We start from the raw sequence: 13,059 nt of genomic DNA, 5'->3' as shown, positions 1-13,059 counted from the left end.
TGTGTAAGGCACCCCCACTCCTGGCCGCACGCCTCAGCTGGTTTCCTGTGGTTTCCTGTGGTTTCCTACCTTGATTTTCCTATGTCCAGTCTCCCGGCTTTTTCCGCTGGCCTGCCGCCCGGCGACACCATCTTGCTGACTCTCCGCCTGGCCGGCTCCGTGCCGCGGCGGGCGGGGCGGGAGCTGCACCAGCAGCGCGCAGCAGCCCAGGCCGCCACTGACACTCCCGAGGCCCACCGCCGCGCCGAGAAGCAGTTCTTTGCCGCCTTCGATGCCCTGCTGGATGCCCGCACGGTAGGCCCGGCCTACCTGGAAAAGGAGAAGCTGGCCGAAGTGGTAGCCGGCGAGCTGCTGATGCTGGAGGAGCAGGGGCTGCGAGTGCCGGGCTTCGTGCTGCTGCCCAACCACCTGCACGCCGTGCTGCACCTGCCGGCTGGCTCCGGCCTGTCGCTCTACAAAGCCGTGGAGCTGCTGCACCAGCGCACCGCCACCCAGGCCCGCCGCCACCTGCGCGGCCAGCTGCCCCCGGAAGCCGACTTCTGGCAGGTAGGCTTCCATGAGCTGCCCGTGCAGGATGCCGCCGAGCTACGCCGCATCCACAGCTACCTGGCCGCCCACCCCCAGCGCCTGAACCTGCCCGAGCGGTTCCACGACTGGCCGTATGTGTATCAGGGGTAGGGGAGCGTCGCCCGCGCCCGGTAGGCTGGGCTAGTCTGGTTGGTTTCACGGCAAGCTTCTGCCGGTGCGGGCGTGGGTAGGGCGCCCCTACTTCAGAAACAGCACCATCTTATCCTCGTCGAAGTATTGGCCTTCCCACTTGATGGCGCGAGGCTCCCGGCCCACAGGCGTAAATCCTTCGGAAACGTACAGGTGTCGGGCGTTGTCGTTGGTAGCAGAACAACGTCTCACTTCTCACCTCTCACTGTCTCAGGTCTCTACTTGGCCCGGTGAATGATGGCGACGCTGACGAGGATGATAACCATGCCCAGCAGGTGCCACAGGTTGAACTGCTCCCCATCGAGCAGCCCCCATCCCAGGGCCACCACGGGCACCAGGTAGGTGTTGGAGGCGGCAAACAGGGCCGTAGCCTGCTGAATGAGCTTATTGAACAAGACCATGGCCACGGCCGTGCTCATGGTGGCCAGCAGCGCAATGTAGCCGAAGGCCGCCCAGGCGCCGGGCACGGTGGCCAGCTTGTGCAGAAAATCGGTGCCCACCAACAGAAACGCCAGCGCCGGCCCGCCGATGAACAGCAGCAGCAGGCCCGTCACGGCCAGGGCCGGAATGCCGTGCAGGTGGTGCTTAATTACGTTGATGCTGACGCCGTAGCCCAGCGTAGCCAGCACGATGTAGAGGCCGTACCAGGCATTGCTTTCCCCGGTGGGTGTGGCGTCGCCGCCGCTGCCGCCCAGCAGCATGAGCACCACCGTGCCCACCAAGCCCAGCGCAATACCCAGCACCCGCAGGGCCGTGAGTTGCTGCCGGAACAGGGCCGCCCCCACCACCAGCGTAAACACGGCCGTGAGGGCGTTGAGCACGCCGGCCAGGCCCGAGGCCAGGCGGGTTTCGGCGTAGGCAAACAGAAAGGCCGGCACCAGCGTGCCCACCACCCCGCTCAGCAGCAGCCACCGAAACCGGCCCCGGTCCACGCTGCGCAGGTGGCGCAGGGCAAACGGCAGCAGCAGCAGGGCGGCCACGCTCACCCGCGCCGCCCCCAGTTCCAGCGCCGAAAACACCACCAGCCCCTTCTTCATCAGAATAAATGACGTGCCCCAGATGCTAGCCAGCACCACCAGCAGCACCCACGCCGAAGCCGGGGTGCGGTGGGGCGGAGGCGAAGCCACGGGCGGGTTTTCAGGAGCGGCCGTGACGGCCGGGGCGGGGGAGGGCATAAGTGGGGGAGAAGGGGGAAAAGAAGCGGCACAGGAACGTCATGCTGAGCCTGTCGAAGCATCTCTACTGCCTCGTTGCAATGCTAATCAGCTAGTCAGCGGGAGAGATGCTTGCCTACGGCGACCTTCGGTTCGACTACGGCTGCGCCTGCGCGGACGCCAGATGGAGCATGACGATTAGATAACAAGATGAACTCACCCCACCAGCACCGGCTCGGCGGCAATGATTTCGTCAAGGATGCTGTGCACTTCCTCCACCGAGTCGGTTTCGACGAGGCGCATACGCCAGGCTTTGGCGCCTTCCAGGCCGCGGAAGTACTGGGCGTAGTGCCGGCGCATCTCGAAGATGCCCACGCGCTGGCCTTTCCACTCGATGCTCTTGTCGAAGTGCATCCGACACATGTTCACGCGCTCCTCCACAGTGGGCGGGGCCAGCAGCTCGCCGGTGGCCACGTAGTGCTTCACCTCCCGGAAAATCCAGGGGTAGCCGATGCTGGCCCGGCCGATCATCACCCCGTCCACGCCGTAGCGGTTCTTGTACTCCAGGGCTTTCTGGGGCGAGTCAATGTCGCCGTTGCCGAAGATGGGAATGCGGATGCGCGGGTTTTCCTTGATTTTGGCAATCAGGCGCCAGTCGGCCTCGCCCTTGTACATCTGCACGCGGGTGCGGCCGTGTACCGTGAGGGCCTCGATGCCGATGTCTTGCAGGCGCTCAGCCACTTCCTCCACGTTCTTAGTGCCGTCGTCCCAGCCGAGGCGGGTTTTCACCGTCACGGGCAGGGGCGTGTTGCGTACCACGGCGGCCGTCATCTGCACCATCTTCGGAATGTCGCGCAGCAGGGCCGCCCCGGCGCCGCGGCAGGCCACCTGCTTCACGGGGCAGCCGTAGTTGATGTCGATGAGGTCGGGGCCGGCGGCGGTGCTGATGCGCGCACACTCGCCCATGGTGTCCACGTCGGAGCCGAACAGCTGAATGCCGATGGGCCGCTCGTAGTCGAACACGTCGAGCTTCTTTTTGCTTTTGGCGGCGTCCCGAATCAGCCCTTCCGAGGAAATGAACTCGGTATACATCAGGTCGGCGCCGTTGGCCTTGCACACGGCCCGAAACGGCGGGTCCGACACGTCTTCCATGGGCGCAAGCAGGAGCGGAAAATCAGGCAGGGCAAGGTCGCGGATGTGTACCACAGGACAGGCTATTACTGGAGTTTAGGCAAAATTACGAGTTAGGGACGTAGGGTCTTGGGGGCTTAGGGTCTTAGATTTGTTCTGGAGTACTCTTGTAGCTCGCTGCGCAGCAGGTAGCTGAAGGATAAAGTTCGCGCTACAGCCTACACCGGGGCAGCACGTCCCCTTAGACTCTAAGTCCCCAAGACCCTAAGCCCCTAACAACCATGAAAGGTTTCGTTTCCAGCCGGCTGCACCCTGCCGCCAACCTGGCCCTGCTGCTGGTGCTGCTGCTCGTTGCGTTTTGCTTGTCTATGTTCCTGATTGTGGCGTGCACCAACCTGCTGTTTGGAGTGGGCCTGCGGGAAATCGGCAACGTTACGCAGCGCCCGGCCGACCATCCGCATGGCTGGACCATATCCATGATTAGCCAGGGGTTGCTGCTGCTGGGTGGCTTTGGCGGGGCTGCCGTGGCCTTTATTACTCTCACCGGCAACCAGTTGCGCGACTACCTGACGCCGCGCCGGCCGGTGCCGGCTTCCTGGCTGCTGCTGGCCGGAGCCCTGATTGTGCTGAGCGTGCCGGCTATGTCGGTGCTTATTGCCTGGAACGCCAGCCTTGACCTGCCGGCGTGGGCCCTGGAGCGCGAAGAGCAAGCCAAAAACCTGCTTAAGGTGTTGACCAACTTCTCTTCTCCCCTGCGCTTTGTGGTGGCGCTACTGGTAATGGCCGTGGTGCCGGCCGTGGGCGAGGAGCTGTTTTTTCGGGGAGTATTCCAGCGCAACCTGGTGCAGTGGGCGGGGCGGCACGCGGGTATCTGGCTGGCGGCTGCCATTTTCAGCGCCGCTCACTTCCAGTTTATGGGCTTCGTGCCGCGCTTTGTGCTGGGCCTGGTGCTGGGCTACCTTTACGAGTGGAGCGGCAACATTCTGGTGCCCATGGCCGCCCACTTCGCCCAGAATGCCTTTCAGCTGGCACTCCTCTACGCCCAGCAGCGGGAGTGGACGGCCGCCGACTTCGACCCCGATTCCACCGAGGCCCTGCCCTGGTACTGGGCGGTGCTGTCGGTGGTGGTGTGCGCGGCCCTGCTGTGGCAGCTGCGCCGCCTGCTGGCCGGCCCCACGCCCGCGCAGCTGCCCACCGAAATGCACACGCTGGGCAGCCACGGCGTAGCCCTGCGCCGCCCCGCGTCCGGCAACGCGGCACCAAGGGCCCGCACCCTCAGCCACGACGGCGTAGACAGTACCCGGTCGTAGGGGCGCGTCGCACGCGCCCGGCGGGTTTGGGGTGGGATGGGAGCCGTTGCCACGGCGCAAAATTGTAATTTCCGGCGTCGTTATCTAGTCCTCACCTTAACCACGGGCGCGTGCGACGCGCCCCTACGCCGTTTGCCAACTTCTACTTCTCCCGCGCCCCCATCCGCCGAGCCCTCCGCTGGTAAGCCGCCCATGTCCAACCTGGCCCAGCGGATTATTTTCGCCGTTATCGGGGCCGCGCTGCTGCTGGGGTGCGTGTGGTACAGCGCCTGGACGTTTGCGGTGCTGTTTGCAGCTATCCAGGCTAAGATGCTACTGGAGTTTTACCGCATGATGCGGGCAGCCGGGTACCGGCCGGCGAAGTGGATTGGGCTGGGAGCTGGCGTCTACTTATTCGCAGTTGTAGCTGTTTTGAAGTTTGTTTTGTTGATAAACCTCGACAGCATCAATTTCGCAACAAGTATAGGGAGAGCACCGGGCTGGCACACGTTAATTCTGCCTAGCTCTTCCTTCGTCTGGATACTTGGGTTATTCTTAGTGCTACCAGTGTGGCTGCTGATAGGCGAAATGCGTAGGTGGCCACAGACGACTACACCATTCGGTAATGTAGGCGCTACCTTGCTAGGCTTGCTCTATGTGAGTTTGCCTATGAGCTTACTTAGTTTGATAGCCGGAGAAACGTCGTATGATCCCCGCCGCGTGCTGGCCCTGCTGCTGCTGGTGTGGTCCTCTGACATTGGTGCGTACGCCGCCGGCAAAACCTTCGGCAAGCACAAGCTGGCCCCCAGCATTTCGCCCGGCAAAACCTGGGAGGGCACCATCGGTGGGTTTCTGCTCACGCTGGGCATGGGCTGGGCCCTGGGCTACCTGCTGCCCGAACTCTCCCTGACCTACCGCCTCGTAGTAGCCGGCGTGGTAGCCGTGTTCGGCCCCCTCGGCGACCTGGCCGAATCCATGCTCAAGCGCAGCGTCGATGTCAAGGATTCCGGCCGTATCATGCCCGGCCACGGCGGCCTCCTCGACCGGTTCGACGCCTTCCTGTTCATCCTGCCGGTGCTGGCGCTGTTGCAGCTGCTGGTAGGATAGCGGTGAAATGATGGGTGGCGAGTAGTGAGTGCCTACGGAATGACAGCCCCGGCGGGGCGGCGTGTCGGTAGAACAGCCAACGTCTAGAAGTATAAAGCCCCAGCGGGGCGGCACCTACCGTCAGCACGGCCAGGTGTCGCCTCGCTGGGGCTTTTACCCTACTTAAACCTGCTGCTCTCTACCGCTATGTTGCCTCGCTGGGGCTGGTTGTTCTACACGCATTCACGCATCCACTCATCTACTCATTCACCATTTCATCACCTCGACACTCACCTTTGCGTAAGCCGGAATCCTACTACCTTTGACGACTTATTTTTCGCGCGGCTTCGGTTTCCCACCGCTGAAGCCCACGGTTTAGTTTCCACCCACCCCAAACCCCTTTACCCGTATGGCTGCCACCACGGTGTACAAAGAGCCGGCTCCCATTGTGGACCGCGAAAATCCCTTGGAATCCATGATGTCGCGCTTCAACGTCGCGGCCGAAATCCTCGGTCTGGACGACGAAACGTATAACGTGCTCAAGGCGCCCGACAAGCAGGTTATCGTCAGCATTCCGGTGACGATGGACAACGGCAAGATTCGCGTGTTTGAAGGCTACCGGGTGGTGCACAATACCATTCTGGGCCCCTCCAAGGGCGGCATCCGCTACGACAAAAACGTGCACCTCGACGAGGTGAAGGCCCTGGCCGCCTGGATGACCTGGAAGTGCGCCGTAGTAGATATTCCGTACGGTGGGGCCAAGGGCGGCATCATCTGCGACCCGACCACCATGAGCGCCGGCGAAATTGAGCGCCTCACCCGCGGCTACACCCTGGCCATGAAGGACGTGTTCGGGCCCGACCGCGACATTCCGGCTCCCGACATGGGCACCGGTCCCCGCGAAATGGCCTGGCTCATGGACGAATTTTCTAAGACCACCGGCGCCACTTCCCCGGCCGTGGTAACGGGCAAGCCCTTGGTAATGGGCGGCTCCCTGGGCCGCACCGAGGCCACGGGCCGCGGCGTAATGGTGTCGGCGCTGGCGGCTTTGAAGAAGCTGAACCTGGAGCCTACGCAGGTGTCGGCCGTGGTGCAGGGCTTCGGCAACGTGGGCTCCTGGGCCGCCAAGCTGCTGGCCGACAAAGGCGTGAAAATCAAAGGGGTAAGCGACATTTCGGGCGCCTATTGGAACGACAACGGCATCAACATCGACGAGGCCGTTGCCTATAAGAACGCCCACCAGGGCCGCCTGGAAGGCTACACCGGCGCTACGCTCCTGGACAACGCCGACGACCTGCTGCTGGCCGACGTGGACGTGCTGGTGCCCGCCGCCGTGGAGGACGTCATCACCGAGCACAACGCCCACGACATCAAGGCCAAGCTGATTGTGGAAGGCGCCAACGGCCCCACCTCCGCCTCCGCCGACCCCATCATCAATGAGAAGGGCATCATGGTGGTGCCCGACATCCTGGCCAACTCCGGCGGCGTAACGGTGTCGTACTTCGAGTGGGTGCAGAACCGCCTGGGCTACAAGTGGAGCGAGGACATGGTGAATGAGCGCGCCGAGCGTATCATGAGCGACGCTTTCGAGAAAGTGTACGCCACCTCGCAAAAACATAACATCCCGATGCGCATTGCCGCCTACGTGGTAGCCATCGACAAAGTAGCCCAGACCTACCGGTACCGTGGCGGCTTCTAAAATTGCAGAGTAGCGCAGATTGAATTGATTTCGCTGATTCAGGCACCCCTGAATAGGCAGTAGTTGTTCCGTTGCTGGCGCGCTGTTGGTGCTGGAGCGTAAGCCTCCACTCCGTATATTTGCTTTCGGATAGCCCGGGCCGGTGGCTCGGGCTATCTTTGTGAGTTAGAGTACCTCCATTTCATCCGGGCAGTTCTTTTGCCCGTTAGGTTGATTAACCGGACGCCTGAATCAGCGAAATCCGTGTAATCTGCAAAATCTGCGATTCATGAAGATTCATAAGGAAGGACGACGCATCCTGTTCTTTACCCTGCTGGCCCTGCTGGCCGTCAATCTGCTGCTATTTCGCTACAACGCCGCCAACGAGGGATTTAACAAGGTCTTCGCCGGAATTTCGGTCGTCGTGTTTTTGGCGCTGCTGCAGTTTTTCCGCAGCCCGGCCCGGCGGCTATTCACGCACGAAGACCTGGTTATTGCCCCGGCCGACGGCAAAGTGGTGGTGATAGAGGACGTGCACGAGCCGGAGTACTTCGACGACGTGCGCAAGCAAATCAGCATCTTCATGTCGCCGATTAACGTGCACATCACCCGCAACCCGATTTCGGGTATCGTGCGTTACTTCAAGTACCACCCCGGCAACTACTTGGTGGCCTGGCACCCCAAGAGCAGCACCAAAAACGAGCGGACCACGGTAGTCGTGGAGTCGGAAGCCGGGCCGTTTGTGCTGTTCCGGCAGATTGCCGGGGCCATGGCCCGCCGCATCGTGTGGTACGTGAACGAGGGCGACGAAGTAAGCCAGGGCGAGGAGTTCGGCTTCATCAAGTTCGGCTCCCGCGTCGACATCTTCGTGCCCGTCGATACCGAAGTAAAAGTGCAGATTGGCGAAAAAGTAAAGGGCGGCCAAACCATCATCGCCCAGCTCAAAACCGAAAGCCCTGGCTTGTTCTGAATCGCGGATTACGCGGATTTTAGGATTGCGCGGATTTTGGTGACGAGTGGCGGCCCCGGATGGGGCCGCTTTTTGTTTTCTATACGAATTGGCTTGAACTTGTCGTGGTCATACATCTAATCCAGATAGCGCAAAGTATGCCCTTAGATAGTCGATTCACTCCGATTACTGAAAAGATAATTGGTTGTGCCTTACGGGTGCATGGTAAGATGGGAAGTGGCTTCCAAGAAGTAATCTATCAGCGCTGTTTGGCCATAGAAATGGAAAAGGCACAATTGCTTTTTGCACGTGAAGTAGAGATGCCTCTGTTCTATGATGGCCACGAAGTAGGAGCCAGACGAGTTGATTTTCTGGTGGAAGAAAGCGTACTGGTTGAACTGAAAGCTCTTACTGAAATCAACGACAGCCATTACGCACAGGTCATCAATTATCTCAATGCTTATGAATTAGAGGTAGGCTTGCTGCTCAATTTTGGTGAGCCAAGCCTACGCATAAAACGGTTTGTTAAAAGCCAGCAAAGCCGCAAAACGAACCACTCGCCACAGCAATAACCAGAAGTTGATCCTAAGTAGCAGTTCGGCAGAGCGGCTCCATCCGGGGCCGCCACTCGTCACCAAAATCCGCGCAATCCTAAAATCCGCGTAATCCGCGATTCAGAACCACCGGGCCACCAGCGGCATAAGCTGCTCCAGGGCTTGCTGGTCGTCGTGGTCGAAGTCGTTGAGCTGGTCGCTGTCCACATCAAGCACGGCTACCACCTGGCCGTTTTTGAGCACTGGCACCACAATTTCCGACTTGCTCTCGGAGCTACAGGCAATATGGCCGGGAAACTGCTCCACGTCGGGCACCAGGATGGTGGCGGCCTGCGCCCAACTGGTGCCGCACACGCCCCGGCCGCGCCGGATGCGGGTGCAGGCAATAGGGCCTTGAAACGGCCCCAGCACCAACTCGTCGTCTTTCACGAGATAGAAGCCCACCCAAAAAAAACCAAACGCCTGCCGCAGGGCCGCCACGGTGTTGGCCAAGTTGGCTACGAGGTCCGGTTCACCGGTAGTCAGGGCTTCAATCTGGGGCAGAAGCTGGCGGTATTGCTCGGCTTTGGAAACGGTGGTATCGAGATGGAGTTCTTCAGCCATTTTATAGAGGTGAGGAGTCGGAGGTAAGAGGCGAGAAGGGGAAATAAGCGCCAAAGGTAACTGCTAGAGGCGGTAGCTACAGTTGAGGACAACCCTCATTTCCACATTCTCCACATTCCACTCCATTTCCCACATTCTCATTCATTCCGAAACACAAACACCTCGTCCTCGCCCAGGCGGAACTGCTCGTGCAGGCCGGCCAGGCCCAGGCGGGGCGCGGCCACTCCGCCGCCCAGGCGGCGCGGGCTGCGGATAACGCGCGCCTCGTCCCAGAGGCCGTCTTTCAGCAGGGAGTTGAGCACCGTGGGGCCGCCTTCCACCAGCACCGACTGCACCTGCCGCTGCTGGAGGTTTTGCAGCATCTGCGGCAGCAGGTCCTCGGCTTCCCGCAGGGTAATGTAGCCCAGGTTGCCGGTGGTGGCCCGCTGCCGGTACGTGTACACCAGCGTGGGCTGGCTCTGGTCAAAGAGATGGTGGGTGGGCGGCAGGCTCAGGTTTTTGTCGATGACGACGCGGATGGGGTCGGGGCCGGGCCAGGCGCGCACGTTCAGGCGGGGGTTGTCGTGCAGGGCCGTGCGCGTACCCACCAGGATGGCGTGCTCGTCGGCGCGCCACTGGTGCACGGCCACGCGGGCCAGTTCCCCACTGATGGCCACTGGCTGGTGGTAGGGCCCGGCCAGGTAGCCGTCGGCGGTTTCGGCCCACTTCAGCACCACGTAGGGCCGCTTCTTCTCCTGCACCGTGAAGAAGCGCCGGTTTAGCCAGCGCCCTTCCGGTTCCAGCACCCCGGTTTCCACTTGAATGCCGGCGTCGCGCAGCTTGTGCAGGCCGCGGCCCGCCACCAGCGGGTTGGGGTCGAGGTTGCAGACTACCACTTCGGCCACGCCTTTTTCCACGAGCAGGTCGGCACAAGGGGGCGTTTTGCCGAAGTGGGCGCAGGGCTCCAGCGTCACGTACACGCGGCTTCGGGGCAGCAAGTGCTGCTCGGTCACGGCCGCTACGGCGTTGACTTCGGCGTGGGGGCCGCCGTACTGCCGGTGCCAGCCTTCCCCAATTACCCGGCCCTCGTGGGTGATGACGCAGCCCACCAAAGGGTTGGGCCGCACGTAGCCAGTGCCTAGGCGGGCCAGGTCCAGGGCGCGGCGCATCATCAACTGGTCGAAATCAGAGGAAGGCATGGGTGGGGCGGGAGAAGGTAACCGGAGGTCAAGATACTAAGCTGCCGGACCATGTGTAGCTGCATACTCATCTATACCAGCCTTACTCTATACTAGCCCTGACCAACGACAAATGGTCAGATTTGAAGATAGCGGCGCAAAGCCGGTCAGGGCTATAGCTAGGCTGGTAAAAAAATTCTACTAATACCTTGCAGAAATACAATCGGTGAATGTACCTTTAATCGGATGGTTTTTGGCCTCAGTCGAGCGATTTTGCTGGTTCGGCTGAGAAAAATTTACTTTTTCCAAACCGTGCAGGTTATGCTGTCGTAGCTGTAGCGCTCCACCCCCGGATTGGGTTTACGCCAGTCGCGAAGATGTTGTCTATCCTGGGTGGTTGCCGCTCTTTAAGTCCGTGAATAGCGCGTTTCCCTTTTTCTCTTTCCCTTCCTTTCTCCTCGTAGGCTTTTTCTGGGGTGCTGCGTAGTGTCGCTGAGCAGAAGCACCAGCCTGAAGCCAGCCGGCCAAAGTTTCACCTGCTCGTTTTTGTCTGCGTACGGTACCACGGGGCGCAGTTTTTCATACCTAATAAGCTCGGTTTCCTTTTTTCTTTTACAGCTGCCTGGGGCGGCTTCACTTCGAGCACAAGCAAATGCCGGTCGGATTTCAACCCCCAGGCTCTGCGGGTGAGCTAGTATTGGTAATGTCTGGTCACGGAGTAGTCCCGCGGCCCAGGCAGGTTGGTTTGCACTACGCTTGTTGCTTTTCATTTTTTCCGTATGGTTCGACTTTTCCTCTTTTTGCTGGTAGTACTCAGCAGCTGTGCCTACGATAAAGCCGAAGACATTACCCCCGCCCCCAAGGACTGCGGCACGCCCGCCGTGGTATCCTATGCGCAGTCGGTGTCGCCGTTGCTCGACCGTAACTGCCGGAGCTGCCACGATGCGGTGCAGCAAACGGCCGGCGTAAACCTAGACGACTTCACGGTGCTGAAGCGCTACGTCGACAACGGCATTTTTCTGGGCAATATCAAGCACCTGCCGGGCTATAAACCCATGCCAAAGGGTGCAGCCAAGCTCTCGGACTGTGACATTGCCTTATTGCAGAAATGGGTTGACGCCGGGGCGCCGAAGAACTAGATGGGGCGGCTACGGATTACTCGAACCCTGCGCCGGTGGGTGCTGGTCTGGGCGCTAAGCTGCTGGGCCAGCGGGCTGGGGCACGCCCAAGGCCGGTACCTGACTCAGAAGGGCGCCGTCAGCTTTTTCTCCACCAGCATCATCGAAGATATTGAAGCGCACACGGAGCAGGCCGGGGCCATCATCGACCTGCAAACCCGCCAGCTGGCGCTGTCCATTCCCATCAAGTCGTTCCAATTTAAGCGCACCCTCATGCAGGAGCACTTCAACGAGAACTACATGGAGTCGGAGAAGTACCCGAAAGCAACCTTTAAAGGGAAGCTGCTGGAATTCGACCCGGATGCCTTCCTGAAGGGCGGCCCCCAGCGCGTGACCGTGGAAGGCGACCTGACCATTCATGGCGTAACCCGGCGCGTAACCGTGCCGGGTGCGTTGGAGCTGAACAAAGGCTCGCTATTGGTGAATGCCTACTTCAGCGTGGCGCCAGCCGATTACAACATCGAGGTGCCGCTGCTCGTGCGCGAAAACATTGCCAAGGTAGTGGGTATCAAGGTGATAATGACCTGCGAACTGGCCTCCCAACTGACGATTGTCAAACCGTAATCTGCGCCGGCCCGGCACAAGTGAAGAGCCGGGCGGCCCACGTTTTCTTGTTCTATGAAGCAACTTTTTACCCGCTACGGAGGCTGCCTGGCGCTGGCGTGTCTGCTGGCCGCCGGCTGGGCCCGGCCAGCGCAGGCCCAGGACGACGACCTGCTCAACCAGCTGGAAAGCCAGACGCCCAAGCCCACCACGCCCGAGGCCGTGAACGCCACCTTTAAAAGCACCCGCCTCATCAACGGCCACACCGTAGAAACGCCCGGCCAGGGCACGATGGTGTTTTTGATTTCGCACCGCTTCGGCACGCTCAACAGCGGGGCCTACGAGCTTTTTGGCCTCGACAATGCCACCATCCGGCTCGGCTTGGAGTATGCCCTCACCGACGACCTGGAAGTGGGTGTCGGCCGCAGCTCCCACCAAAAAACCTTCGACGGCTTTGTGAAATACCGGGCCCTGCGCCAACGCGCCGGCTCCGGAGGATTCCCCGCCAGCGTCACGCTGTTTGCCAGCACAGCCCTGGTTACCCAGCGCGACCCTCCCGGCACCACCCTCGACCGGACGCTGACGCGCCGCCTGACGCACTCGTACCAGGCCCTGATTGCGCGCAAGTTCAATTCCAACCTGTCGTTGCAGCTCATGCCGACGCTGGTGCACCGCAACCTGACGGAAATGGGCGGGGGGCCGAATGATGTGTACGCCATTGGGGCGGGTGGGCGCCACAAGCTGACCAAGCGCACCTCCCTCAACGTGGAGTACTACTACCTGCTGCCCAACACCCGGCCCTCGGGCCTGCGCAACTCCCTGGCCGTGGGGTTTGATATTGAAACCGGGGGCCACATTTTCCAGCTGCACGTCACCAACTCGCAGGGGATGGTTGAGAAGTTCTTCGTGAGCGAAACCCGCGGCAACTTCTTCAAGGGCGACCTGTACTTCGGCTTCAACGTGAACCGCAACTTCACGCTACGCCCCAAGGCCGAGTTCCGCAAGGGCAAGTAGCATCAG

General features: G+C 61.0%; 14 protein-coding genes. 9 read left to right on the top strand and 5 right to left on the bottom strand.

Annotation, left to right across the window (positions count from 1 at the left end):
• Window positions 1–81 precede the first annotated feature (81 nt).
• Complete coding sequence (locus tag OIS53_RS14155) at window positions 82–678, top strand: transposase (protein WP_264679229.1); 597 nt, start codon at window positions 82–84, stop codon at window positions 676–678.
• Between the two features lie 87 nt (window positions 679–765).
• Here the strand turns inward: OIS53_RS14155 and OIS53_RS14150 are convergent, their stop codons facing one another.
• From OIS53_RS14150 to dusB, 3 genes are all read right to left on the bottom strand, one after another.
• Window positions 766–909: a GNAT family N-acetyltransferase gene (locus OIS53_RS14150; RefSeq protein WP_264679228.1), complete on the bottom strand. Its 144-nt coding sequence runs from the start codon at window positions 907–909 to the stop codon at window positions 766–768.
• Window positions 910–935: 26 nt separating this feature from the next.
• Window positions 936–1,892: a DMT family transporter gene (locus OIS53_RS14145; protein ID WP_264679227.1), complete on the bottom strand. Its 957-nt coding sequence runs from the start codon at window positions 1,890–1,892 to the stop codon at window positions 936–938.
• A gap of 195 nt (window positions 1,893–2,087) precedes the next feature.
• Window positions 2,088–3,077, bottom strand: a complete 990-nt coding sequence (gene dusB, locus OIS53_RS14140) for a tRNA dihydrouridine synthase DusB (protein WP_264679226.1) — start codon at window positions 3,075–3,077, stop codon at window positions 2,088–2,090.
• Between the two features lie 206 nt (window positions 3,078–3,283).
• Between dusB and OIS53_RS14135 the strand changes: the two genes are divergently transcribed.
• From OIS53_RS14135 to OIS53_RS14115, 5 genes are all read left to right on the top strand, one after another.
• Window positions 3,284–4,312, top strand: coding sequence for a CPBP family intramembrane glutamic endopeptidase (locus OIS53_RS14135; RefSeq protein ID WP_264679225.1), 1,029 nt, complete (start codon window positions 3,284–3,286; stop codon window positions 4,310–4,312).
• A gap of 36 nt (window positions 4,313–4,348) precedes the next feature.
• A complete protein-coding gene (locus tag OIS53_RS14130; RefSeq protein ID WP_319805458.1) occupies window positions 4,349–5,398 on the top strand; it encodes a phosphatidate cytidylyltransferase in 1,050 nt (349 codons plus the stop codon).
• 388 nt (window positions 5,399–5,786) lie between these two features.
• A complete protein-coding gene (locus OIS53_RS14125) occupies window positions 5,787–7,076 on the top strand; it encodes a Glu/Leu/Phe/Val family dehydrogenase (RefSeq protein WP_264679224.1) in 1,290 nt (429 codons plus the stop codon).
• Window positions 7,077–7,344: 268 nt separating this feature from the next.
• The gene (locus tag OIS53_RS14120) at window positions 7,345–8,025 is read left to right on the top strand and encodes a phosphatidylserine decarboxylase family protein (RefSeq protein ID WP_264679223.1); all 681 of its coding nucleotides are present in this window, start codon (window positions 7,345–7,347) and stop codon (window positions 8,023–8,025) included.
• Between the two features lie 137 nt (window positions 8,026–8,162).
• On the top strand, window positions 8,163–8,576 hold the full coding sequence (locus OIS53_RS14115) for a GxxExxY protein (protein WP_264679222.1): 414 nt from the start codon (window positions 8,163–8,165) through the stop codon (window positions 8,574–8,576).
• Between the two features lie 102 nt (window positions 8,577–8,678).
• On the opposite strand, the gene OIS53_RS14110 is transcribed toward OIS53_RS14115, so the two are convergent.
• Both OIS53_RS14110 and ribD read right to left on the bottom strand, forming a co-directional pair.
• Entirely contained in the window at window positions 8,679–9,161 is a 483-nt protein-coding gene (locus OIS53_RS14110; RefSeq protein WP_264679221.1) for a GAF domain-containing protein, read from the bottom strand.
• 137 nt (window positions 9,162–9,298) lie between these two features.
• A complete protein-coding gene (ribD, locus tag OIS53_RS14105; RefSeq protein ID WP_264679220.1) occupies window positions 9,299–10,339 on the bottom strand; it encodes a bifunctional diaminohydroxyphosphoribosylaminopyrimidine deaminase/5-amino-6-(5-phosphoribosylamino)uracil reductase RibD in 1,041 nt (346 codons plus the stop codon).
• Between the two features lie 758 nt (window positions 10,340–11,097).
• Here ribD and OIS53_RS14100 point away from each other — a divergent pair.
• From OIS53_RS14100 to OIS53_RS14090, 3 genes are read left to right on the top strand one after another with little or no spacing between them, the layout of a single operon-like run.
• Window positions 11,098–11,457 carry a hypothetical protein gene (locus tag OIS53_RS14100; RefSeq protein WP_264679219.1) on the top strand — a complete coding sequence of 120 codons (360 nt, stop codon included), beginning with the start codon at window positions 11,098–11,100 and terminating at the stop codon, window positions 11,455–11,457.
• A 39-nt stretch (window positions 11,458–11,496) separates the two neighbouring features.
• Window positions 11,497–12,060: a YceI family protein gene (locus tag OIS53_RS14095; RefSeq protein WP_264679218.1), complete on the top strand. Its 564-nt coding sequence runs from the start codon at window positions 11,497–11,499 to the stop codon at window positions 12,058–12,060.
• Window positions 12,061–12,114: 54 nt separating this feature from the next.
• Window positions 12,115–13,053 carry a DUF5777 family beta-barrel protein gene (locus tag OIS53_RS14090; RefSeq protein WP_264679217.1) on the top strand — a complete coding sequence of 313 codons (939 nt, stop codon included), beginning with the start codon at window positions 12,115–12,117 and terminating at the stop codon, window positions 13,051–13,053.
• The last annotated feature ends 6 nt before the right edge of the window (window positions 13,054–13,059 follow it).

Origin of the sequence: Hymenobacter sp. YIM 151500-1 (assembly GCF_025979885.1) — a bacterium.
GTDB lineage: Bacteria > Bacteroidota > Bacteroidia > Cytophagales > Hymenobacteraceae > Hymenobacter.
This window is presented reverse-complemented; position numbering and strand designations above follow the sequence as displayed.

Coding starts and splice junctions, on each gene's coding strand:
- OIS53_RS14100 (WP_264679219.1), top strand. CDS start 11,098: ATGGTTCGACTTTTCCTCTTTTTGCTGGTAGTACTCAGCAGCTGTGCC.
- OIS53_RS14125 (WP_264679224.1), top strand. CDS start 5,787: ATGGCTGCCACCACGGTGTACAAAGAGCCGGCTCCCATTGTGGACCGC.
- OIS53_RS14155 (WP_264679229.1), top strand. CDS start 82: ATGTCCAGTCTCCCGGCTTTTTCCGCTGGCCTGCCGCCCGGCGACACC.
- OIS53_RS14145 (WP_264679227.1), bottom strand. CDS start 1,892: ATGCCCTCCCCCGCCCCGGCCGTCACGGCCGCTCCTGAAAACCCGCCC.
- OIS53_RS14120 (WP_264679223.1), top strand. CDS start 7,345: ATGAAGATTCATAAGGAAGGACGACGCATCCTGTTCTTTACCCTGCTG.
- OIS53_RS14130 (WP_319805458.1), top strand. CDS start 4,349: ATGGGAGCCGTTGCCACGGCGCAAAATTGTAATTTCCGGCGTCGTTAT.
- OIS53_RS14110 (WP_264679221.1), bottom strand. CDS start 9,161: ATGGCTGAAGAACTCCATCTCGATACCACCGTTTCCAAAGCCGAGCAA.
- ribD (WP_264679220.1), bottom strand. CDS start 10,339: ATGCCTTCCTCTGATTTCGACCAGTTGATGATGCGCCGCGCCCTGGAC.
- OIS53_RS14090 (WP_264679217.1), top strand. CDS start 12,115: ATGAAGCAACTTTTTACCCGCTACGGAGGCTGCCTGGCGCTGGCGTGT.
- OIS53_RS14115 (WP_264679222.1), top strand. CDS start 8,163: ATGCCCTTAGATAGTCGATTCACTCCGATTACTGAAAAGATAATTGGT.
- OIS53_RS14135 (WP_264679225.1), top strand. CDS start 3,284: ATGAAAGGTTTCGTTTCCAGCCGGCTGCACCCTGCCGCCAACCTGGCC.